This window comes from uncultured Alsobacter sp., from assembly GCF_945952055.1.
Lineage (GTDB): Bacteria > Pseudomonadota > Alphaproteobacteria > Rhizobiales > Beijerinckiaceae > Alsobacter.
Genome location: NZ_CAMFHB010000007.1, coordinates 134,267 through 154,917 on the forward strand (window position 1 = coordinate 134,267; position 20,651 = coordinate 154,917).

At 63.5% G+C, this 20,651-nt stretch carries 20 protein-coding genes; 7 read left to right on the top strand and 13 right to left on the bottom strand.

What is annotated here, in order from left to right; genetic code table 11:
- Positions 1-133: 133 nt before the first annotated feature.
- Complete coding sequence (locus Q0Q47_RS07765) at positions 134-532, bottom strand: hypothetical protein (protein ID WP_293856981.1); 399 nt, start codon at positions 530-532, stop codon at positions 134-136.
- 786 nt (positions 533-1,318) lie between these two features.
- Positions 1,319-1,447: an MYXO-CTERM sorting domain-containing protein gene (locus tag Q0Q47_RS31130; protein ID WP_367278217.1), complete on the bottom strand. Its 129-nt coding sequence runs from the start codon at positions 1,445-1,447 to the stop codon at positions 1,319-1,321.
- A gap of 210 nt (positions 1,448-1,657) precedes the next feature.
- On the opposite strand from Q0Q47_RS31130, the gene Q0Q47_RS07770 reads away from it, so the two are divergent.
- Positions 1,658-2,344 (top strand): recombinase family protein, encoded by a 687-nt coding sequence (locus tag Q0Q47_RS07770; protein WP_293856984.1) that lies wholly within the window; start codon positions 1,658-1,660, stop codon positions 2,342-2,344.
- A 147-nt stretch (positions 2,345-2,491) separates the two neighbouring features.
- Here Q0Q47_RS07770 and Q0Q47_RS07775 read toward each other — a convergent pair whose 3' ends face one another.
- The 7 genes from Q0Q47_RS07775 to Q0Q47_RS07805 all read right to left on the bottom strand — a co-directional run bounded on the left by Q0Q47_RS07775 (position 2,492) and on the right by Q0Q47_RS07805 (position 8,828).
- On the bottom strand, positions 2,492-2,803 hold the full coding sequence (locus Q0Q47_RS07775; RefSeq protein WP_293856987.1) for a hypothetical protein: 312 nt from the start codon (positions 2,801-2,803) through the stop codon (positions 2,492-2,494).
- The gene (locus Q0Q47_RS07780; RefSeq protein ID WP_293857115.1) at positions 2,793-3,392 is read right to left on the bottom strand and encodes an HGGxSTG domain-containing protein; all 600 of its coding nucleotides are present in this window, start codon (positions 3,390-3,392) and stop codon (positions 2,793-2,795) included. The genes Q0Q47_RS07775 and Q0Q47_RS07780 overlap by 11 nt, the downstream gene beginning before the upstream one ends.
- 236 nt (positions 3,393-3,628) lie before the next feature.
- Positions 3,629-6,076: an AAA family ATPase gene (locus Q0Q47_RS07785; RefSeq protein WP_293856990.1), complete on the bottom strand. Its 2,448-nt coding sequence runs from the start codon at positions 6,074-6,076 to the stop codon at positions 3,629-3,631.
- Between the two features lie 59 nt (positions 6,077-6,135).
- The gene (locus tag Q0Q47_RS07790) at positions 6,136-6,408 is read right to left on the bottom strand and encodes a hypothetical protein (RefSeq protein WP_293856993.1); all 273 of its coding nucleotides are present in this window, start codon (positions 6,406-6,408) and stop codon (positions 6,136-6,138) included.
- 76 nt (positions 6,409-6,484) lie between these two features.
- The gene (locus Q0Q47_RS07795) at positions 6,485-7,069 is read right to left on the bottom strand and encodes a hypothetical protein (protein ID WP_293856996.1); all 585 of its coding nucleotides are present in this window, start codon (positions 7,067-7,069) and stop codon (positions 6,485-6,487) included.
- Positions 7,062-7,364 (bottom strand): helix-turn-helix domain-containing protein, encoded by a 303-nt coding sequence (locus tag Q0Q47_RS07800; protein ID WP_293856998.1) that lies wholly within the window; start codon positions 7,362-7,364, stop codon positions 7,062-7,064. The genes Q0Q47_RS07795 and Q0Q47_RS07800 overlap by 8 nt, the downstream gene beginning before the upstream one ends.
- 207 nt (positions 7,365-7,571) lie before the next feature.
- On the bottom strand, positions 7,572-8,828 hold the full coding sequence (locus Q0Q47_RS07805; protein WP_293857000.1) for a site-specific integrase: 1,257 nt from the start codon (positions 8,826-8,828) through the stop codon (positions 7,572-7,574).
- A 659-nt stretch (positions 8,829-9,487) separates the two neighbouring features.
- Here Q0Q47_RS07805 and Q0Q47_RS07810 point away from each other — a divergent pair.
- Both Q0Q47_RS07810 and Q0Q47_RS07815 read left to right on the top strand, forming a co-directional pair.
- Positions 9,488-10,066, top strand: a complete 579-nt coding sequence (locus Q0Q47_RS07810) for a hypothetical protein (RefSeq protein WP_293857003.1) — start codon at positions 9,488-9,490, stop codon at positions 10,064-10,066.
- Positions 10,067-10,373: 307 nt separating this feature from the next.
- Positions 10,374-10,925 carry a hypothetical protein gene (locus Q0Q47_RS07815; protein WP_293857006.1) on the top strand — a complete coding sequence of 184 codons (552 nt, stop codon included), beginning with the start codon at positions 10,374-10,376 and terminating at the stop codon, positions 10,923-10,925.
- Positions 10,926-10,996: 71 nt separating this feature from the next.
- Here the strand turns inward: Q0Q47_RS07815 and Q0Q47_RS07820 are convergent, their stop codons facing one another.
- Positions 10,997-11,368: a hypothetical protein gene (locus Q0Q47_RS07820; protein ID WP_293857009.1), complete on the bottom strand. Its 372-nt coding sequence runs from the start codon at positions 11,366-11,368 to the stop codon at positions 10,997-10,999.
- A gap of 171 nt (positions 11,369-11,539) precedes the next feature.
- Positions 11,540-12,727, bottom strand: a complete 1,188-nt coding sequence (locus Q0Q47_RS07825) for an AIPR family protein (protein WP_293857013.1) — start codon at positions 12,725-12,727, stop codon at positions 11,540-11,542.
- Positions 12,728-13,282: 555 nt separating this feature from the next.
- On the opposite strand from Q0Q47_RS07825, the gene Q0Q47_RS07830 reads away from it, so the two are divergent.
- Positions 13,283-13,777, top strand: a complete 495-nt coding sequence (locus Q0Q47_RS07830; RefSeq protein WP_293857016.1) for a TRAP transporter small permease subunit — start codon at positions 13,283-13,285, stop codon at positions 13,775-13,777.
- The gene (locus tag Q0Q47_RS07835; protein WP_293857019.1) at positions 13,777-15,231 is read left to right on the top strand and encodes a TRAP transporter large permease subunit; all 1,455 of its coding nucleotides are present in this window, start codon (positions 13,777-13,779) and stop codon (positions 15,229-15,231) included. Before Q0Q47_RS07830 ends, Q0Q47_RS07835 begins: the two co-directional genes overlap by 1 nt.
- A gap of 326 nt (positions 15,232-15,557) precedes the next feature.
- On the opposite strand, the gene Q0Q47_RS07840 is transcribed toward Q0Q47_RS07835, so the two are convergent.
- Positions 15,558-17,303 (bottom strand): ABC transporter ATP-binding protein, encoded by a 1,746-nt coding sequence (locus Q0Q47_RS07840; protein ID WP_293857118.1) that lies wholly within the window; start codon positions 17,301-17,303, stop codon positions 15,558-15,560.
- Positions 17,304-17,609: 306 nt separating this feature from the next.
- Complete coding sequence (locus tag Q0Q47_RS07845; protein ID WP_293857022.1) at positions 17,610-18,548, bottom strand: LysR family transcriptional regulator; 939 nt, start codon at positions 18,546-18,548, stop codon at positions 17,610-17,612.
- 122 nt (positions 18,549-18,670) lie between these two features.
- Here Q0Q47_RS07845 and Q0Q47_RS07850 point away from each other — a divergent pair, with 122 nt between their 5' ends.
- Together Q0Q47_RS07850 and rhmD are read left to right on the top strand one after the other, a co-directional pair.
- On the top strand, positions 18,671-19,432 hold the full coding sequence (locus tag Q0Q47_RS07850) for an SDR family NAD(P)-dependent oxidoreductase (RefSeq protein WP_293857025.1): 762 nt from the start codon (positions 18,671-18,673) through the stop codon (positions 19,430-19,432).
- Positions 19,432-20,628, top strand: a complete 1,197-nt coding sequence (rhmD, locus tag Q0Q47_RS07855; protein ID WP_293857028.1) for an L-rhamnonate dehydratase — start codon at positions 19,432-19,434, stop codon at positions 20,626-20,628. The genes Q0Q47_RS07850 and rhmD overlap by 1 nt, the downstream gene beginning before the upstream one ends.
- Positions 20,629-20,651: the final 23 nt, after the last annotated feature.

Genomic DNA, 20,651 nt, shown 5'->3' on the forward strand with positions numbered 1-20,651 from the left:
GCTGGCTGGCGGCCGGGCCCGGAAGCGCATCGGGGCCCGGCCGTTTAGCAGCCGACTGAGGGCCGAACGAGACGGATCACGCCCTCGATCTACTTTATCGTGACTTATCGCTCGCTCGATCGATCCCAAATGCTCAGCTTCGGGCCTTGGCCCACGCCGGGCGCACCGCCATTCGCACGTCTTTGAAGATCACCCCCGTAGCGTGGAAATCGTCCTGCGGCGGGCGTCTGCCCAACTCATCCTCGAGCGCCAGGTTGTGCACCTGATTGGCGAGGACCCGCGCGCGCTTCGTGGCTGACGCGATTTTGCCAGGCGCCCAATCCAATTCGTAGAAGCCCATTTCAGACCAGGCGATTGCGAGGTCTATCGCTGCCTTGAACCCCCGATTCATGGCGCAAGCATCAACGCCGGGAAGCTGGCGGGGAGCGGCGTGCCAGGCCAAGTTCAGCGCCTGCACTAGTTCAAAGCGCTGGCCAGTCGTGATCCGATCCTTGGCCGACGACAACTCTAGTGAATGGAGCGCGAGAACCAAGTGATGAGGCGCCCGCGGTTCGACAGCGAACTTCCTTAGACGGTCGGAAGTCATCGCGGCGCTTAGATCACACCCGCCCAACATCGAAATATCCCTTCTGAATTGCCACAGGAAGGGCAGTTTTCCGCATATTCGACTCTGCTTAAACGAAGCGAAACGGGCGAATATGTCGAAGCGCTGAAGTGGGTTTCTTGAGCCTTTCGCCGGTCGGTTGCTCTGCGCCGGCCGCGGCAAGGCTTGGCGTGCGGGAGAGCTTCAACTGCTAGGATGCCCACGCGCCGGACAGTGGCGCCCAAAAGTTGGGGCGGCGCGAAATTTTGTATCGGCGTCAGCCGAAGATTCTGCCGCGCGGCCCGGACTGTGGGCGGGGGGTAGGCCGCGTGTTCGCCAGCCATGCCGGCGGCTTGGCAACGCTTGCGCGGGAGCGCCGGGCGCGGCAGCAATATTGCACTTGCTCCATTGCTGCCGACGCAATGTGCGCGGTCTGTGGCGAAGCCGGCAGGGCGACCTCGCGCCGCATGCAAATTCTCACCCCCGGGGGTGGCATCGGCCGATCGTTCGAAATTGCCCCTGCCGTGCGCGGGGACGGCCTCACCAAGGCGCAGCGAGGCCTGCCCATCGCCATCGATCGCTCGCCGCCAGGTTGCCAGCGGTCGGATAGCTCTCGCGCTCGGCAGGCGCGGCGTGGGTCAAATCATCCCAAGGACTTCCCTGCCGTGCGCGATAGCCTTGGCGGCCGCCACGCGGACACGCGCACTATCGCTGTGAAGCGCAAGCGCTTCTAGCTCATCCAACGTTTCCACCGCTCCCTCTGCGTCTCCGCTGGCCAGCTGAGAAAGCATACATGAGCAGAAACGCCAGAATGCCTGCGTCTCCATGGCCCGCGTCAATATAACTTCCATTTCTGATCTCCATTTCTAGGCGTTTGATAGTACGGAACGCGGGATATGTCTGGCAACAACGAATGATTCGTGCGACATCTGCCAACAATTCCAAACAACAACAACAACAACAACGACTTTCACTTTCAGACGCGAAGCCGCGCTAAGCCGCTTGCTGCTCGGCTCATAGGCTGTTACATATCATCGCAACGCACGTAGCGATGATATGTAACGGAAGCGGCAAATGGCTCAGGGACGGTTCGTCAGCTACCTGCGGGTGTCCACTGACAAGCAGGGTCGCTCAGGCCTGGGCCTCGATGCCCAGCGCGAAGCCGTGATGCGCTACCTGAACGGCGGCTCGTGGAGCCTAATCGAGGAATTCGTGGAGACGGAGAGCGGCCGGAAGAACAACCGGGTGCAGTTGGCGGCAGCGCTGGCAGCGTGCCGCGTTCACCGCGCCACTCTCGTGATTGCCAAGCTCGACCGCCTTGCCCGCAACGCATCGTTCCTCATGGGACTGATCGACAGCAACGTGGATGTCGTTTTCTGCGACCTGCCGGAAGTTCCGGCCGGCTCGACCGGTCGGTTCATGCTGCAGCAGATGGCGGCGGTGGCAGAACTCGAAGCCGGGCTGATCAGCGAGCGGACTAAGGCCGCGCTAAGGGCGAAGGTCGCCCGCGATGGCCAGTGGGACCGGAAGGCCTCGCACCACCTAGTGGCAGGCGCTGGACAGGCCGCAGCCGTAGCAGCGCGGAAAGCCAGCGCAGACCAACGAGCAGCCGACTTGGCGCCCTACCTCAAAGCGCTGCAGTCGGAAGGTGCCGCAAGTCTTCGGCAGTTGGCGGCAGCCCTGAACGCTCGCGACGTGCCGTCGCCCTCGGGTGGCCAATGGTCGGCCGTGGGCGTGAAGCGGGTACTGGACCGGCTCTAAGCCTCGCACAGTCCGGGCCATTGCCGAAGACCTGCCAATACCCTCTAGGAAGGCCAGCGGAGCCCATGGGCTCGTGTGTGGCCGCGACGCTGGCTCCGCACGTCATCGGCGCCACGATCGCCGCTGGCGTGCAGCCCTGCCCCCGCCTCAATCGAATAGGTCTGCGCCTTCGTGCACTTCGCTCGCCGCGGCATTGTCACCAATTGCACGGAGTGACTTCGCAACCGCCCGGCTCAACTGTTCCGCGGTCATCTCGTGCGGTTGCAGCTCATCTTCACTTTCGGCATCGAACATGCCCGACACCTTCAACACAGCGTTCATTGCCGTTGCTCGTGCCGCGGCAGGCGTGCCCGTGTCCCGAAGCATGTCGATAGCCGCTTGGGTGGCCGCGTCGAGGCCTTCCGTCTGAAGCCTGCGCAGGTTTCGGGCGAAAGCATCCTGCGGGGTATCAGCGCTCATCGTTCCACTCTCCACCTGATTGAACATCCGCCGCGTTCGTAGCGGCCTCGCGCCGCTTCCTGCGCGCCTCGAGTAGGTCAATTACCCGCTGCAGCTCCACAGCCTCGCCGGTTGGTTCGGCAGCGCGTGGCACCGTGCCCTCGATCACGGCGCGGGCCTCCCTGTTGCGGCGAGCGACTTCGCGCTTGCCGCCCGGCCCATGGGTCGCCTGCCATTCCCGGTGGCGCTGTAGCTCATCCGGCGACATGGCATTGACGCGCGCTTCCCTCTTCGCCTTACGCCTTGCCAGGTCGCCCAGCTTGCGGTGAGCTTTCTCCACAGACCCGCTTTGGTTCGCCACCTGGGCAACGTGCCAATGCTTGCCGGCTGGCGTCTTCCCGCCATGCATGTGGCATCGGCCGTTCGGAAGCGCCGGCTTCTGACAAGGCTCGCCAGTTGTCTTCGCTCGCGCTCCACAGTGAGGAAGTGTGGCCGTCTTCCGGAATGCCTTCGCAAGCGCCGATGCTCTCTGCTCTCGAGAGGCCGCGGAGCCGTAGTAGGCAATCTGCTTTTTCGACAGCGGCGGACGTGGCCCACGCTTGCGAGGCATCTTAGCGCGCTCCCCTTGAACTATGATCTTCCACAGCCTGGTTTGATTGTGGACGCTCCGGCCCGATACGAGGGAGGCGGCGGCTTCGCAGCCGCGAAGCCTCCCCGTAGGGGTGCGATGCCTGCGATCTGCGAAGCATTGATATCGTTGGGTTTTTTCGAGCTTCGCAGCCAAACAAAAATGCGAAGCTGCGAAGCTGGCCAAAAATCCCGAATTGTTGAACGATTTCAAGCTTCTCAAACATCGCAGCCGCCTTCACCTGCGATGCTGCGAACCTCACGGCCAATAAGGGTCTGCGACTTAGCCGTCTTGCTCTTCGGCCGCCTGTAGATGAGGACAAGTTGTCCGCCTTCCTCGATTTCCACGCCCGATGCCGAGATGTGCTCGCGAGCCAATTTATCGATTGCGGACACTGAGACACCGCCCGTGTAACCGCGGGCCACCAACTCAGCGCCGACCCTCTCTTTGACGCTCGCCTTGAATTCCATTTCGGCTTCTTCGCCGAGCACGTTGCTGATTGCGCGCGCGAGCATGGCCGGGAGAGCAGCGCCATCTTCAACGCCCCCTGTGGACTGCTTTCCCCGTTTGCCTGGGCCGCGTGCCCCGAACTTAAAGGCGCCGATGTAGCGGAGCACCGCGGCCTTGTCGGACGGCGCACGGTGAAAGACCGAAGCAGCATCGCGCGGCCTCGAGCCCTCTTCCTCTCCGTTGCCCACGTCTCCGCCGTACACCGAAAATACCTGGGCCTTGTCATCCTTGGCGCTGTAGTTGCCGCCGCTGTCGTCCAGCCGGACGTGATGCCCGGGCGGAAGTTGCGCCGCCTCGGCATCCTCTTCCGATACCGGCATCAGGGTCAGCCCGGCCCGAACAGCGCCGTAAAGGGCTCCAGCTCCGCGGGCCGCCGTCTGGTCGCCTGCGCTTCCGGCTTTGCTCTTGCTCGTGTGGTGGATAATGAGCGCCGTAGCTCGGGACAATGCGGCGATCTCCGCGAGGGTGCGAACCAGCAAATCCATCTCGGCATTGTCATTTTCCGAAAGTCCGATCGACATACTGGCGAGGCTGTCGAAAACGATCAGGTTCGGCTGGAAGTGGCTGGCAAGGGATCGGAGTTGATCGTAGCCGGCCCCTGGCGTCAGTCGCCCTTGCTCGCGCTGCAGCACCCGCAAGGGTTGCCTGCCGGCGTCGCCGCCTGCCCACACCTTCAGCTTCCCTGTGGCCGGCGCACGGCCGGCGGCATTGGTTATGGCGGCAAGGCGCCGCAAGATTTCATCCCGGGTGTCCTCGTTGTTCACGATGAGCACGCGGCCGGCTTTGAAGCGGCAGAATTGCGCACCCGCCTGGCCGAAGAGGTAGACCGGATCGCCAGAAGCTACGCTCAGCGCAAGGCCGTTCACGAAGGCCGACTTCGACACCTTCGGCGGGCCGGCGAGCAAGACGGGTTCGCCGTCGGGGATGTTGAGGGTGGCACCGCTGGCGAGCCACTCCCGGCGCTTGATGCTCTTCACGTCGATCGGGAACGTGATGTCGAGATGATCCCAATCTGCGGGCGCGGGAGCCATTTGCGGCGCCTGCAGAGCCGCTTGGCTTTCGTCGGAGAACACATCCTTCGTCAGGCGAGGCTTTGCCGTCTGCAGCGCCCTCGAGACCGTATACAATGCGTATTGCTCACCCCGCCCTGCCTCCTCTTTCTCGAGCAGCTTCGCGGGCGATAGGGAGAACGTGACCTGGCCAATCTCTGTGGCTTCGGACAGGCCGCGCTCGACGCACAAGCACGCAATGTGGAAGTCACGCTTCGACCGATCCGCGTCGCCCGCCAGCATGACGGCAACCGACTTGATCCGGCGCAGGTCCGCGGCGATGACCTTGAGGTGCTCCGGCATCGTCTCCGGCGCTTCCGCCGCGTCCAGGACCGCGATGAAGTCGAAGTCGTGGCGATCGATCGCGGGGCTTACCTCGGGTGCTTCTAACGGCTGCACGAAGCGCGAGAGGCCGGCGAGCGTGTACCGGCTCCCCGGGTCGGCGTGGATGAGCCTGGCGGCGGTCGCGGTGCGGCCCTTCGCAATCTTTCCAGCATTCGGGATGTTGACGGTGAACGGGATCCGGAACAGGTGCTCGACGCTTTGCACCTTGTCAGCCCCCGGCCCGAAAAGCTCTTGCAGCCCGCGCGCCTGCGCCTTCACCGCGGCTCGATTGGTGACTGTGTTCGGCAGCGGTTCCTCAAACCGCCAATGCATTTGGATGCCTGCGCCGCTGTCTACGATGAACGTAGGAGACAGCACGAAGTGCTCGCGCCATTCATCGGCAATGGTGTGCAGCCTTGCCCGCTCTCGCTCCAGCCCGCCCGGCGTTGCCTCTACAGAAGCGATTGGATCCAGATCCACACTGATGGCCCTGATGAGGCTTATATCATCCTCATTGCAGCACCCCCGTGCGCCTGTCTGTTCAGCCACAGGCTTGGGCTCATTGGTGCGAAAATAAAGATTGTGTGTCCCGTTGTGACGAGACAGCCATTTGCGCAATTTCGGGCGCTCAAACGGGAGTGTAAAAGTCTCCCCAGAAGTCCTATTGATGCCGCTCGGATCAATGCAAGCAACGGCTATTCTGCCAACGCACTCGACGCTTTCAAGAAATTCAACAGCCCCGTCAATATTGACTTCGGGAGCATCCGCCCTTACGTTTTCCATCGTCTGATTATCCTACATTGGCGCCGCTGGCTGGCAGGCCTTCGCGGCGCCTTTTCTTTTCAACCGTTGTCGATGACGAGCTTCAGCATCGGCCGGCCGCGGCGGAATCCGGGGCGGTCTATCGGCCGTGCTGCGGCGGCAAGGCGCTTCACGTCAGCCACGGCAATCACCCTGGGGCCACCTGTGGCAGGCTCGTGAAGCTCGATCTTCCCGCTGATCCACGCATTTTGGATCCGGCAGCGTGAGCACCCAAGGATGTCCTGGGCTTCGCGGATCGTGACGAACTCGCGTTGTTCCCAGCGGACACCCTCGCCAACGTTTTTCGTATCCATTTTGTCAGCCTCCGGCGCGTGTCGATCGGAGAATCGCCGTTGCCGTTCTCGGCTTAAACGGGCCGGGGCGCGGCATTTAATGACGACGCCGGAGCCGGCGGCGCTGCGTGTGGTCGTCAAATTTTTCGATTGTGTCGCGGAAGCAGATGATCGCTAGCAGCAGTGCTTCGCTCCACTTTTCATCAATGCTTCCGAGGAGCCGGGAGAATTTTCGAGCAATAGGCCGAACATGATGTGCTGCAACGCCAGGCCCCAGCGCTTGGGCTGTAGCTTCCGACAGTCGGTTGCGGCTTGATCCACGCGGCAACTCTTCAATCTGACGAGTGTATTCCGCAAATATGATCAGTTCAGTTGTAGAGTTACCCCCGGGATTGCCCCGCTTCGGGGGCTTCTGGGGACCCCGCAGGTAGTCCAGCGTCACCAACCGAAACTCTCTCGCCACAAAGGGCTTGATCGCTTCCATATCGGGGCTGCCAGGGGCCACGTTGTGCCGGATCAGAAAATCTTCGGCATTTCGATCCGCCCCTTGCAGCATGAGTTCATAAAGCTCGGGTTCCCCCTCGGCCATGAGCTTGTCGAAGTGGTCAGCGAGATTTGCCAACCGCGAGCCGGCTGGCGGGTTGGCCGCAGGCCTCACAAGGCTGTGCCGTGCCTCACCCATGACGAGCGTCCGCAGGTTCATCGGCAAAGAGGTCGGCCCGGGATGCGTCGCCGGCCATCCAGGCCCGTACGTCCTGCACCCGATAGCGCGGGCAACCCTCTACCTTCGTCAGCTTTGGACCGCGGCCCACAAAGCCCCACTTCCGAACGGTCTGTTCGCTGAAGCCGCTGACCTGAGCAACCTGCTTTGTCGTGAGGAAGGCTTCCGGCGGGAGCGCCGCAAGATTGGGAATAGGTTTCGGCTTGTGCAGCCGGCGCATGCTGACCGAAGTTGACTGGATTGTTGCGGAAGCCATAGCTGAACCTCACAGTGTGTACCGTGATGTAGCTATTGGCTTTTGCAAAAGGTGTCGCAAGGGGTCTCCGAATGGACACCATATCTAGTGAACGCCTGTTGCGCCCAACTCGAGTCCTGAAGCCAGCCGAACTCAACAAAAGGCGCAATTAGATTTCGGCCTGGGGCGAACGATTATTTCTCTGGCCTCAAATTCTCAGCGCCCGCGCTATCCGGCTTGTTGGCACGTCGCTCCGCTCTTGGCGGCAACCAATGAGCTGACGTGCTTTGCCCACTTTGCGAAGGCCGGCCGCAACCGGTCGAGGCCATCGTCGTGATTGTAGATTGCCTCGAGCCCCTGTCGTGCATGGCCCTGTGCCAGTTCGGCGGTGTCCGGATCGATGCCAAGGCGTGAGAGGCCGGAGCGGAAGGTGTGCCGCAAGTCGTGGAGCGTGAAAGTCACTCCGCTGGCTTTGCACGGGCCAGCCACGAGCTTCGTCCAGCCTTTCATGACGCCCCCCGACCGGGGCGACGGGAACACCAGTTCCGGGCTCCGGGCGTCCATAGTGCAGGCCTTCAGCAGCGCTGCCAAAGTCGGCTCGATCGGGACGACATGGCCCCTCCCCTGCTTCGTGAAAACGGCCGGCAGTCGGATCACCTTCGCCTTTGCGTCGATCATGTCACGCCGCAGCCCGGCTGCCTCTCCTCGGCGACAGCCCGTCAGGATCAGGAAGCGGATGAGCCGGCCGAACACCGTCGCCGGGTCGGCGGCATTCCACACCTTGGCGAGGTCGACCGCTGACAGCTCCCGTTCACGCCCGACCCGCTCGACGGCCTCGGCGCGGGTCGCGCGCTCCTTCCGGTAGCCCAGCATGGGGTGAGCAGGGATGGCGTGCGCCTTGGCATGGCAGAACGACAGGAAGGCCCTGCAGCGTGATCGGAAGTCCTGTGCCGCGCCGGCTTTGCCCTGAGCCTCCAGCCGCTCGACAATGGCCGCAATGTCGGCGCCGGTCAGCTCGGATACATCGCGCTGGGCGAAGGCTGCGAGGCGCGTCCTGAGGCCGCTCATGACAGTTGTGCGGTTCACGTAGGCCCGGCGCTCCAGATCCTTTTCGTAGCGGTCGAGCAGGTCTGTCACCTTCGCCCCGCCGCGCCGCTTCTCGCGGGCGCGCTCGGCGGCAGGATCTTTCCCATCCGCCACCTTGCCGAGCACCGCCAGCGCTAGCCTCCGGGCCTCCTGTGCCGTCTTGATCGTGTGCGGGTTGCCAAGCTTGACCCGGCGCTTCGTCGCTGCCCTGCCGCCACCCTGGGGCCGATAGCTGACGATGTAGGTCTTTGCGCCCGCGGTGACACGAAGCCCGAAGCCGGTCACTTCGGTATCCCACAAGACTGCTTCTGTGGCATCCTCAGGTAGGCTGGCCTTCGCAACGACAGCGTCGGTAAGCTTGGCTTTCGGCATATCCGGTCCCTGCGTTTTCGTCTCCATGGCACCACCGGGGCACCACCACTCCGCGGATCAACGCAAACCGACGGTAGCACGACGTAGCGCACAGTGACGAGAAAAGACCCGATTATTCAATGGGTGTGCGTTCGCTCGCTACACATGCGTAGCGCTCCGAAGCGTTGGAAAGGCATCTTTGGTAAGGGAGAGGTCGAGAGTTCAATCCTCTCCGGCAGCACCAGCAAGATCAATGACTTACCTCCGATTTCGGGCGCCAGCGGTTACCGCTGCTTTTCGGGGGACCATCAGGGCACCATGCGCGATAAGTTTAGGCCAAGTGTCGGACATCGGGCATGTTGCCTGAGCCTTGTGGCACCGGTCACACCGCGAATCCATGCCAGGTAGAGTAGGCAGGCTCGCATACGGCAATCGGCCCTGCTGCCGGAACTGCACGGGGCATCGCTGCTCCTGGCATCGCAAGGATAGGCCGGACCCGAGTGCGCGGACCCGGCATAGTTGGCGGCCATCTCGGCAACCACGGCCCAGCCTACTGGGGAGAGGAAGGCGCAGGCATTTAAGAATTAGCACGCGTCGAGCGCGACTAGGTCGCTAGGGATGCGCCAGCAAATGAAAAGCCCGATGGGATGCCCGAAGTCGGCAATCCAATGCAGATGTGTCAGGCTGGCTCATCAGCGAGCTAACCGGTGTCAGGAGCAGGCGCAGCCTTCGGAGGCGCAGCGGCCGGAGGCGGGGACCTGTCTGCCAATCCAGGTGCAGTCGAGCACGAAGGGCAAGCCGAGAAGGGCGTCGTCAAAGGCCGTGCTGTGGCCCCCTTCAACAAGCCGCACTTCGCCACGCTCAACCTCAACCCCACCGTCGAAGCCCAAGCGAAAGCCGACCCGGCCGGCTTCCTCGATCACAACCGTCGGAACCTGGCAAAGGCCTTCAAAAAGAACTTTGGTTATGTTCCCGATTTCCTGATTGTCGCAGGCGACGAGCACAGGCGGCTCCACCAGCACATTATCATCATCATGGACGACAACGAGCTTCTTCGCGCACGCGAGGCGTTCCTCGCCGCTGGCGGCACTTGGTCGCACAAGCGCGGCGCCGGCCGGCAGCTCGACATTCAGGCTCTGCCCACGCCCGCGGACGTGGACACCGTCGCAAACTACCTGGCCAAGAACATGAACCAGGCGAGCGCCCAGCTCGGCGACAAGAAGCTCTATGTCTCCCGGCCGGCCCGCGCCGTCGCCGAGCGCCTCTACGAAGCCGAGCGCGCCTAGATCAGCGACTACCTGCATAAGCACCGCGCCGTGGACTCAGAGCGGCCCGTGGAAGCTGCCAAGCCCGATCCCGCACCCAGGATGGCGCCGAGGCGAGCGCCTGCCGCAGGAGGCTCTCTGAACGGCTTCCGGAGCCACGCAGAGCGGATGCTTTTTGAGGTCTGGAAAGGCGGGGTTCCGCCAAGCTTAAAACCGGATCATACGGCCTCATACGGTATTAAATGATTCCATACGCTTCGACACTTGACATAGCCCTATACGACCATACGATGGCGCCATCGTAACAGAGCCCAGGGAGGGCAACTCGATGACACCCGGAACAGATCTTTCCGCCACAACCCTCAAGCGTCTGGCGGTTTACGCCGAGCCGTTCGTGGACACCGTCGACTCCGTCGTGAATCGCATCCTCGACCACTACGAAGCCGCTCAGAACGCGACAGCGGCCCAGCCCGACGCGATGCCAGGCGTTCCCCTGGTCAGCGCAGCATCTCCGCCGAACCTGTCCTACACGACGCCGAAATCGATCGAGATCGACGGCGAGATCATGCCGCCGGCGCAGGCCTATTGGAACCTTGCATTCTTGAAGGTCGTCGAGATCGCGGCGAAGAAGGGCAAGACGGCGAAGGAACTGAAGAACATGATCTCCGCTAACTCGTACGTCGGCGAGAAGGTGGACAACGGCTACAAGTTCCTGCCGGAGGTTGGCTTGTCCATCCAAGGCCTCGACGCCAATTCGGCCTGGAAAGCGACCTACAATCTCGCTCGCACGATGAGGATCAAGGTCGATGTGGTGTTCGCCTGGCAGAACACCGAAAAGGCAGCGCGGCCGAACGAGGTGGCTCGCATGACGGTCGGCTGATGGGATGCGCAGAAAGCGGGGCACTTGTGCAGCCCCGCTTCCTCCCGCCCGCTACGGACTACCGGAAGAGTTCACGCAGATTTCGCTTCAATACGGCAACCGGAACCTCGGCTATAACCAGGGCGATGTGGGGCTATGGCGAGCCGCCCCACACGCACCAACTTGCTCTTGAACTCCCGGCCGGCGAGACCCGCCAGCGTGCGGAAGAACCAGTAGAACGGCGAGTTGCGGATCAAGATCCAGATCAGGATCGCCAAGTCCGACGGCGACAACGACACGCGCGTCTTGTAGTCGCCCTTCAGGCCCTGCGGGACGCTCATGCAGAAGACGATCTCGAGGTGCCCGTTACCCTTGAGGTAGATCTCCGACTTGGATTTGGCCTCGATTGGCGAGAGACTTTCATGTGCAGGCAGCGTGATCAACGCGAGCTTGCGGGATCCCATATCGTGACCTCAGCCCGATGCTTCTATGCTCATTGAATTATCCTCAGTTGTTGAGGATACCTATTAGACAAACGGAAGTTCCACGATCAAGTAATAGGCTTCTAATACCTTGCGCATACTCTCGAAGACTTAGAAATTGAAAGGGCCGGTCAAAGCCGGCCCTTCCGTCAACTAGCTGGCAAGCGCCGCCTGGTTCGCCATGAGGTCGCGGAAGGCGACCGACTGGTGGAGTGTCTCCCAGTGCGTCCGGCTCTTCCCGATCGCGTTCGAGTTGCCGCCCAGCTCCTTGCTGCGCTCGATCGTCTTGCGGACGAGATCCGGCCCGACGTCCTTCCAACGCTTCAGCACTGCGTCGAATCCGCCGCGCCAACGATAGTTGCCGTCGTCGCCCTCCTCGACCATCCAGCGGAACGCAGCCAGGATCGGGTAGAGCGCCCCGGTCTGCAGGCGCATCTTCGCCTTCTTGCCCGTAAAGTAGAAGGGGAATTCCGTCTTCGCCTTCTCGTCCTTCGTGTTCATGATCTTGAGGTGGCCAGCCTTGCCACCGTTCTTGTTATGAACGACTGCGAAGTCCTGGCGAATGATGTCATGGAGCCGCAGGATCTCCTTGAGAAGCGGACGCAGCTTCATGAACTCGTCGTCACCGCTCTCATGGTCATCGCGGAAAGCGTCGAGTGCCTTCGACTTCTTCTCGTAAGCCTCAACCGGGTGGCTGCCGCTGGTCGAGTTCGGGTAGAGGCCGATGTTCATGCAGGTCAGCAGGCTCACGATGTCACGGGCATCGTAGGTTCCGCTGTCGTTCTCGCTCCAAGCGATGTCCTTGTAGTAGGGCTCGCCGCGCAACTCGTCCTTGATCCAGTCGAAAGCACCGGCAAGGTCATCCAGCGACATGTCTTCGACCTGCAGCGCGGTGTTCAGACCGCCCGCAATCTCGGCGAGCCACGCGGCGGGCACACCGGTCCGAACCTCGATCTTCACGAACTGGCCCTTGATGGCCTGTTCGTTAAGGTTCTTGACGATGAGGTCGAGCGTGTGCCCGCCGTTGAGCACTCCGTGCTGCTCCTCGTCGGGCAACTCGACATGATATTCGTTGTCGTTGATGCGCTTGACCGAGGCCGCATTGATGACAATGCCGAGGTTCTTCAGGTGGAAGGTGTTCGGGAGACAGTCCTCGTTCCGCAGGCTGTCGTCGACGCGCTTGTAGACCTGCTTCTTCGTATTCGGCCGGCGCGCGTTCGGTCCATACGAGATGCCGTCAACGAGCGTGTGCGCCGGAACGTAGAAGATGTGGTGGACGATCTCGGGGTTCGCGTGGAAGACCGGATCGGGGATGCGCCGCGCAAACAGCGGGCGCAGCACGAGCGTGCTGAGCGTCATGTTTTTCGTCTCCGTAGGTGTCGCTATCCAGCGACCCTGTTGCTGATCGTCGTACGGTCATCCAACCGCCGACCCTGCATTTGAATTGCGAATCGCGGACATGTGTCAAGGACTTAGTGGCGAGACAGCCGAGTTGACGCCAGCGGCCAGGCAGAGAAGATTGTGAAGATCCCGCTTCCACTTCAGCCTAGTCTTGCAACATCGAGCGCCACGCTACATTGCTACACATTCACAAAGATTGACAATAATTCTGTTGGCTTTTCAAGAACTTATTGATATAGACGAGTTCAATCCTCTCCGGCAGCACCAGAAGAACCAATAATGTGTCGATGACGTCGCTCCGCGACTGTCTCCTGCATCGGTTCTTCGCACCGGCTGGACAACGCCGGTTCAGTGTCGCGTCTCGCCGCACCCAATGTTCAGGACTGACTGCGAGGCGAATGCCCCTTCGGTGGGTTGAGAGATTACGAAGAAGATATCGTTCGGGCCTAGCGGAGCCGTTGCCGTCGCGTTGATGATGGCGTGTCATGCTGTCTCGTGACGGAGGGCGGTGCGCTGGACAGAATCGACTCGATCATCGAGCGGGTGGTCCGCGCGGCGGCGTGGCTGGCTCTACCCATTTCCGTACTGCTGTTCCTCCAGTGGCCGCTGCGCGATCTGGTTCGCGGCTATGCCCGCGAGGCGAACGACGTGGGGCAGGTGCTGTTCGCGCTTTATGTGGCGGTCGCGGTCACCGCCGCGACGCGGCGTGGAACCCATCTCGCGGCGGAGTCTCTCGCGCAGCGCTATTCTGCACGAGCGAGGATCTGGCTGCTGCGTGCAGGTCTCCTCCTGGCGTTGCTACCGTGGTCAGTGTTCGTGCTCATCGCGGGTTGGCCGCTTTACGCCAGTTCGGTGTCGCAACTCGAGCGCTTCGCCGACACGGGCAACCCTGGCTACGTGATCGTGAAGCTCTCGGCTGCCCTGATGGCCGCCCTCATGGTCCTGCAGGGCATTCGCGACCTTGTCCGTGGGACGAGAGGTCAGAGTTGATGGCCTTGTTCGGCCTGGGCCTTTTGCTGCTCGCCGCGCTGGGTCTCGTTCTCACAGGGCTGCCCGCATTCCTTGTCGTCTTCGCCGCGGCCGTCGTCGGCGCCTTGGGTGGTCTGCTGACGGGGCAGATCGCGCCTTCCATTCTCGCCGCCTTGCCAAGCCGGGTGGTGAACCTCCTGGAAAGCGACCTTCTGCAGGCTCTGCCGCTGTATGTTCTCATGGGCGCGCTCATGAATCGCCTGCCCGTCGGTTCGGCGCTGTTTCGCACGGCAGTGGGCCTGATGCCGAAGTCCGGCGCCGCCCCCGCCGTCGCGGGGATCGGATTCGGTGCGCTGCTGGGCCCCATGAACGGATCTGTGGGCGCCAGTGTCATGGCCCTGTCGCGCTCTGTCGTGCCCTTGCTCGAAGAGCGGGGCCTTCCGCCGGCCTTCATCTCCGCTCTCCTGGTGGTCTCCAGCACGCTCGGGGTGGTCATCCCGCCGTCCCTGGTCCTGATCCTCCTCGGGGACGCGATGATGGCGGCCCACACGATCGCATCCAACGCCATGGGTCGGTCTGAGCGGATCATGAACACTCAGGACCTGTTCCGAGGTGCTCTCGTGCCTGCCGCAATCTTTGTCCTGGCATCGCTCGCCATCGCCTGGGGTGCGGCCAGTCGGATAAAGGTCTCGGCGCCGCGATCCGACGTGATCACCTTGTCTGGTGGCGAGATCGTGCTCTCTTTGGCTACGGTTCTCGCCGTCGCCGGGTTGCTGGGCGGCGTGGCGACCGGCCTTTTCTATGCGGTTGAAGCCGCAGCTGCCGGTGTCGTCGTGCTGTTCATGGCCGCAGCACTTGGCGGCCGGCTACGCGGAGGCGCCATGGTCGGTCTCCTCGACGAGGTCATTGGCGGAACCGGTGCGCTGTTCGCCCTGCTCGTGGCTGCGACGACCCTGACGTTGGTCCTGAAGGTTCTCGGGTCGGACAAGCTCGTAGCCGACGCCGTTCGCAGCCTTCCCGGAGGTGCCCTCGCCGTCACCGCCGGCGTCCTCGCGTTGGTCGGCGCCAGCGCACTCATCCTCGACGCCTTCGAGATCGTGTTCGTCGTCGTCCCGATCGTGGCGCCTCCGCTTCTGGAGCGCGCGACTGACGCTGTCTGGGTGGGTGTCTTGTTCCTGCTCATTCTCCAGACGAGCTTCATGGCCCCGCCTTTCGGCTACGCGCTGATGTTGGCACAAGGTGTCCGACGCACCGCGGCCCTTCCCGTTTGGCGGGCCATCATGCCATACCTGGCCGCACAATTGGCCATCGTCATCCTCGTCCTGACGGTTCCTTCCCTCGTTCACCTGATGGATCCGCCGGCAGGCGGCGGCTTGTCGCCCGTCCTGACGGATGGCGAGGCCCGCAAAGCTCTGGAGACGCTGCCGCTGCCTGCGGACGACGATGCACCGCCACTGATTGCACCGAAGCCCTGAAGGGCTGGTCTCTCAGGCACCAATGCGCTGGTCGCGTCGTCGATCTGCGCCCGGGCCAGGCGGAAAACCCCGCCGGCCGGCAGGACGCATGGCGGGGTCCTCGTGTTAAGAGGACGTGCCTTCGGCCTGGATTCACTGGGGCTCTCGGGCCCGGATGTCAGAACGCCTTCTTCGCCTTCCGGGGCTTCTTCGTCGCCGTGTCGGCCGCCGGCTGAGGCGCCGGCTCCGGTCGCGGTGCAGCCGCCGGATCACGGGCGGGCGGATCGCGGTCGGCTTCGGTCTTCGGCTTGAACCTGATCATCGCGAATCCCCGTGCATTTCCCGGACTATAGCACGGCGTGGGAGGACAGGCGGCCGGGTGGCGAAGCCTGCGCCTCGTGCAACGCCTGGTACGGACCGCCCGCCCTGGCGAGGTCCGCGTGGCGTCCCTGTTCGGCGATCCCGGTTTCCGTGATCACGACGATCCGGTCCGCGTTGCGGATGGTGGCGAGGCGATGGGCGATGACGAGCGTGGTGCGGCCCACCGAGAGTTCGGCAAGAGACGCCTGGATCGCCGCCTCCGTCTCGGTGTCGAGCGCAGACGTCGCCTCGTCGAGAATCAGGATCGGCGGGTTCTTGAGAAAGATCCGCGCGATGGCGAGGCGCTGCTTCTGGCCGCCCGACAGCTTGACGCCGCGCTCGCCGACGACCGTGTCGAGCCCGGCCGGCAGGTCGGCGATCATGGCGTCGAGCCGGGCGCGCCGCGCCGCCTCCAGGATCTCGGCTTCCGACGCGTCGAGCCGGCCATAGGCGATGTTTTCGCGGATCGTCCCGGCGAACAGGAACACGTCCTGCGCCACGATCCCGATCTGCCGGCGAAGCGAGGCCAACGTCATGTCGCGGATATCGACGCCGTCGATGGTGATGGCGCCCGCGTCCACGTCGTAGAAGCGCGGTAGAAGCGAGAGCAAGGTGGTCTTGCCGGCGCCCGAGGGACCCACGAAGGCCACCGTCTCGCCGGCATCGATCGTCAGGTCAATACGCGACAGGACGGGCCGGTCCTTGGCATAGCCGAAGCCGACGCCCGCGAAGCGAATGTCGCCGCGAAGAGTGGGAACGTCGATCGCGCCCGGCTTGTCGACGATGTCGGGCTGGGTGGCGAGCAGTTCCTGATAGCGCCTGAAGCCGGCAATGCCCTTCGGATAGGTCTCGATGACGGCGGCGATCTTGTCGAGCGGGCGGTAGAACACGCCGACCAGCAGCAGGAAGCCGATGAAGCCGCCGATCGAGAGCGTGCCTTCGACGACGTAGTAGGTGCCCGCCAGCATCACCGCGACCTGGACCAGCCGCATGCCGAGATAGTTCAGCGCCTGGCTGGCGGCCATGATCGCGTACGCCTCGAGCTTGGTCGCCCGATAGCCCAGGTTGTCGCGGGCGAACAGGGTCTTCTCGTGCGCCTCGTTGGCGAAGGCCTGGACGACACGGATGCCGCCGATGTTTTCCTCGAGCCGGGCATTGAACGCACCGACCCTTCCAAACTGCGCCTGCCAGTTCTGCGTCATGCGCGCGCCATAGCGGGTGACGACGAAAACGGAGACGGGCACGATCAGGGCGGTCAGCAGGGCGAGTTGCACGTGCACCGTCAGCATCAGCGCGAAGGCGCCGACGAAGGTCATGATCGCGATGAAGAGATCCTCGGGCCCGTGATGGGCGACCTCGCCGATCTCCTCGAGGTCCTTGGTCACGCGGGCGACGAGATGGCCAGTCTTGCGCTCGTCGAAGTAGCGGAACGACAAGGTCTGCAGGTGCGCGAAAGCCTTGGCGCGCATCGCCGTTTCGATGTTGATGCCGAGCTTGTGACCCCAATAGGTCACGACGACGCTCAGGCCCGCATTCAGCGCGTAGATGGCCAGCAGGCCCGCCGCCGCGAGCAGGATCAGCGGCCAGTCATGCGCCGGCAGCAACACGTCGACGAACCCCTTCACCGCCAGCGGGTACGCCAGTTCGAGCAGCCCGGACAGAACGGCGCAGCCGAAATCGGCGAGGAACAGGGCCCGGTGCGGACGATAATAGGCAAAGAACGCGCGCAGCATGACGTGGTCATAGCAGGATCCGCGCGCCATGCACCGGTTTCGTCCGGGCCTGGACGGCTGGGCTGCGCGTCACCCCCAAGGACGCGAAGGCGTGCCCAGCCCCGGCATGTGCACTCCGGAAAACAGGGTGCGTTCGCCATCGGCGGCGCGAAGGAGACCGCCTCCGCGATCTTCGCCGCCCTCACGGACCCGACTGATGCTGGCTACAAGGGGATCCGTGCGGACGCCGACCAGCCTCCGGCTAGGTGCCCGGCGGCCCAACTTCGCACAAACCGACACCCGCCCTTTCAGCCCGCAGCCCCCACCTCACCCGAGCTGCATCTCGCGGATGATCGAGACGAACTCGTCGGCGTTTTCAGACAGCTGCTCGCCCTTTCGGCGGATGATGCCGTAGGGCGTGAGCGGGTTGTCGATGCTGATGGCCAGTCTGCACAGGCGGCCGATCCTCGTCTCCTCCTCGACGATCGAGCGCGGCAGGATCGCCACCATGCCGGCCCGGCGCACCAGATGGAGCGTCGCGAAAATCGAGGTGGTCTCGACGATGTTGACGAGGGGCGGCAGGCCCGAGGCGGCGATCGTTCCGTCGATCACCTGCCGCATCGGGCTCGACGATTGCTGCACCACCCAGGGGAACTGCATCATGTCGGCCCAGCTCACCGCACGCCGCCGCACGAGCGGGTGCTCCGGGGCTGCAAACGCCCAGAGTTCCTCGATCCCGAGCGGCTCGACCTCGAAGGCGGCCATGTGCCGCTGCTCGGTCGGGCGGCCGATCACGAGGTCGAGCTCCCCCTTCTCGAGAGCCTCGAGGAGACGGTCGCTCGTGACCGTCGAGACTTCGATGGTCATCAGGGGACGACGCCGCTTCAGCTCGGCGATGGCCAGCGGCAAGACGTCCGGGGCGGTGGCCATGATGGCGCCGATGGCGAGCATGCCGTAGCCGCCGTGCTTGAGGGTGCCCAGCGCCTTCTCGAACCGGTTGAGGCTTCGGATCGCCTCCTCGGCGAAGGCGATCACGAACAGCCCGATATCGTTGGGACGGGTGGCGCGCTGCGTTCGCTCGAACAGGCGCACGCCGAGGATGCTCTCGATCTCCTGCAGCATCTTGGTGGCCGCAGGCTGCGTGATGTTCATCTCTTCCGCGGCGCGATGCATGTTCCGGGTATGGCTGAGCGCGAGGATCAACCGCAGATGCCGGTAACGCAGTTGCCCCACGACAGGGCTGATGTCCGGAACATCGAAGGCCATCGATGCCTCTTTGGAATTGATCAAGTCGAAAATCTCATTATCCGGTTATCATAGGTCACGCTAGCGTCCCGCCCAATCGGGATGCGCGGGCCCTCACCGCGCACCAAAGCCCTGGGTGAGGAATGACCGGAAAAGCCACCATCGACCTGTCGTCGCGCGTTGCCATCGTCACCGGTGGCGCGCGGGGCATCGGCTACGCCGCCGCCGAGCGCCTGCTCTCCTCCGGCGCAACCGTGGTGCTGTGGGACATCGACGGCGAAGCGCTCGGCAAGGCCGCCGCCGCGCTGGCGGCCAGGGGTCGCGTGTCGACCGACGTCGTGGAACTGACCAGCGCGGAGGCCGTCGCCATGTCGACGGAGGCCGTGGTTGCGCGCCACGGTAAGATCGACATTCTCGTCAACAATGCCGGCATCACCGGCGGCAACGCCAAGCTCTGGGAACTCGATCCCGCCGTCTGGCGCAAGGTGGTCGAGGTCAACCTGGTCGGCCCCTTCCTGACCTGCCATGCGGTCGTGCCCAGGATGCTCGCCAACGGATATGGCCGCATCGTCAACGTCGCGTCCATCGCCGGCAAGGAAGGCAATCCCAACGCGTCGCACTACTCCGCGTCGAAGGCCGGTCTCATCGGCCTGACGAAGTCGCTGGGCAAGGAGTTGGCCACATCCAATATCCTGGTCAACTGCATCACGCCGGCCGCCGCCAAGACCGACATCTTCTCGCAGATGAAGCCCGAGTTCATCCAGTTCATGCTGTCGAAGATCCCGATGAACCGCTTCGTCGAGGTGGAGGAGATCGCCGCCATGATCGCGTGGCTGTCGAGCGAAGACCTGTCCTTCACCACGGGCGGCGTGTTCGACATCTCGGGTGGGCGGGCGGTTTACTGATGACGAAGGCCAAGGGAGTCCCCACGATCCGCCAGGTTCGTGCTTACACCGTGCGAGGCGGGGGCGCGGATTATCACGACCAGCCGGGCGGCCACTGGATCGATGCCCAGATCGCGACCCCCATGTCGCGCTACCCCGAGTACCGGCAGACACGCACGTCCTTCGGCATCAACGTGCTGGGCTCGCTCGTCGTGGAAATCGAGGCCAGCGATGGGACCGTCGGCTTCGCGGTGACCACGGGCGGCGAGATCGGCTGCTACATCGTGGAGAAGCATCTCGCCCGGTTCCTCGAGGGCCAGAAGGTCACCGACATCGAGAAGATGTGGGACCAGATGTATTTCTCGACGCAGTTCTACGGGCGCAAGGGCGTCGTGGTGAACACGATCTCGGGGGTCGACCTGGCCCTTTGGGATCTCCTGGCCAAGGTCCGGCAGGAACCGGTGCACCAGTTGCTCGGCGGCCCCGTCCGCGACGAACTCGTCTTCTACGCGACGGGTGCACGGCCCGACCTAGCCCGCAAGCTCGGCTTCATCGGCGGCAAGCTGCCCCTGAAGCATGGGCCGGCGGAAGGGGAGGAAGGCCTCAGGAAGAACGTCGAGGGGATCGCCGGATTGCGCGCGGAGGTCGGCCCGGACTTCTGGCTCATGCTCGACTGCTGGATGGCGCTCGACCTCGACTATGCGACGCGCCTGGCCGAGGCGACGCGTCCCTACGGCCTGAAATGGATCGAGGAGGCGCTCTCGCCGGACGACTACTGGGGCTACGCGGCGCTGCGCAAGGCCGTACCCAGGGGCATGCTGGTGACCACCGGCGAGCACGAGGCGACGCGGTGGGGCTTTCGGCTCCTCCTCGACATGGGTTGCTGCGACATCATCCAGCCCGACGTCGGCTGGTGCGGCGGGATCACCGAGTTGATCAGGATCTCGGCCCTGGCGGATGCCCACGGGGTCCCGGTCATCCCGCACGGGTCGAGCGTCTACAGCTACCACTTCGTCTGCACCAGGGCGAACAGCCCCTTCGCCGAATTCCTGATGATGTCGCCGCAAGCCGACGAAGTCGTCCCGATGTTCAATCCGCTCCTTCTGGACGAGCCGGTGCCCGAGAACGGACGCATGAAAGTCTCCGTTCTGGACAAGCCGGGGTTCGGGGTCCGGCTCAATCCCGCCTGTACGCTGCATCGACCGCACACGCACTGAGACAACTCAGGCCAACAAACCGA

What these genes read in the sequence shown, in the direction of transcription:
- Q0Q47_RS07785 (WP_293856990.1), bottom strand. Translation starts at nt 6,076, where the DNA reads ATGGAAAACGTAAGGGCGGATGCTCCCGAAGTCAATATTGACGGGGCT.
- Q0Q47_RS07805 (WP_293857000.1), bottom strand. Translation starts at nt 8,828, where the DNA reads ATGGAGACGAAAACGCAGGGACCGGATATGCCGAAAGCCAAGCTTACC.
- Q0Q47_RS07835 (WP_293857019.1), top strand. Translation starts at nt 13,777, where the DNA reads ATGGCCTTGTTCGGCCTGGGCCTTTTGCTGCTCGCCGCGCTGGGTCTC.
- Q0Q47_RS07770 (WP_293856984.1), top strand. Translation starts at nt 1,658, where the DNA reads ATGGCTCAGGGACGGTTCGTCAGCTACCTGCGGGTGTCCACTGACAAG.
- Q0Q47_RS07780 (WP_293857115.1), bottom strand. Translation starts at nt 3,392, where the DNA reads ATGCCTCGCAAGCGTGGGCCACGTCCGCCGCTGTCGAAAAAGCAGATT.
- rhmD (WP_293857028.1), top strand. Translation starts at nt 19,432, where the DNA reads ATGACGAAGGCCAAGGGAGTCCCCACGATCCGCCAGGTTCGTGCTTAC.
- Q0Q47_RS31130 (WP_367278217.1), bottom strand. Translation starts at nt 1,447, where the DNA reads ATGGAGATCAGAAATGGAAGTTATATTGACGCGGGCCATGGAGACGCA.
- Q0Q47_RS07850 (WP_293857025.1), top strand. Translation starts at nt 18,671, where the DNA reads ATGACCGGAAAAGCCACCATCGACCTGTCGTCGCGCGTTGCCATCGTC.
- Q0Q47_RS07815 (WP_293857006.1), top strand. Translation starts at nt 10,374, where the DNA reads ATGACACCCGGAACAGATCTTTCCGCCACAACCCTCAAGCGTCTGGCG.
- Q0Q47_RS07775 (WP_293856987.1), bottom strand. Translation starts at nt 2,803, where the DNA reads ATGAGCGCTGATACCCCGCAGGATGCTTTCGCCCGAAACCTGCGCAGG.
- Q0Q47_RS07840 (WP_293857118.1), bottom strand. Translation starts at nt 17,303, where the DNA reads ATGCTGCGCGCGTTCTTTGCCTATTATCGTCCGCACCGGGCCCTGTTC.
- Q0Q47_RS07845 (WP_293857022.1), bottom strand. Translation starts at nt 18,548, where the DNA reads ATGGCCTTCGATGTTCCGGACATCAGCCCTGTCGTGGGGCAACTGCGT.
- Q0Q47_RS07790 (WP_293856993.1), bottom strand. Translation starts at nt 6,408, where the DNA reads ATGGATACGAAAAACGTTGGCGAGGGTGTCCGCTGGGAACAACGCGAG.
- Q0Q47_RS07795 (WP_293856996.1), bottom strand. Translation starts at nt 7,069, where the DNA reads ATGGGTGAGGCACGGCACAGCCTTGTGAGGCCTGCGGCCAACCCGCCA.
- Q0Q47_RS07800 (WP_293856998.1), bottom strand. Translation starts at nt 7,364, where the DNA reads ATGGCTTCCGCAACAATCCAGTCAACTTCGGTCAGCATGCGCCGGCTG.
- Q0Q47_RS07820 (WP_293857009.1), bottom strand. Translation starts at nt 11,368, where the DNA reads ATGGGATCCCGCAAGCTCGCGTTGATCACGCTGCCTGCACATGAAAGT.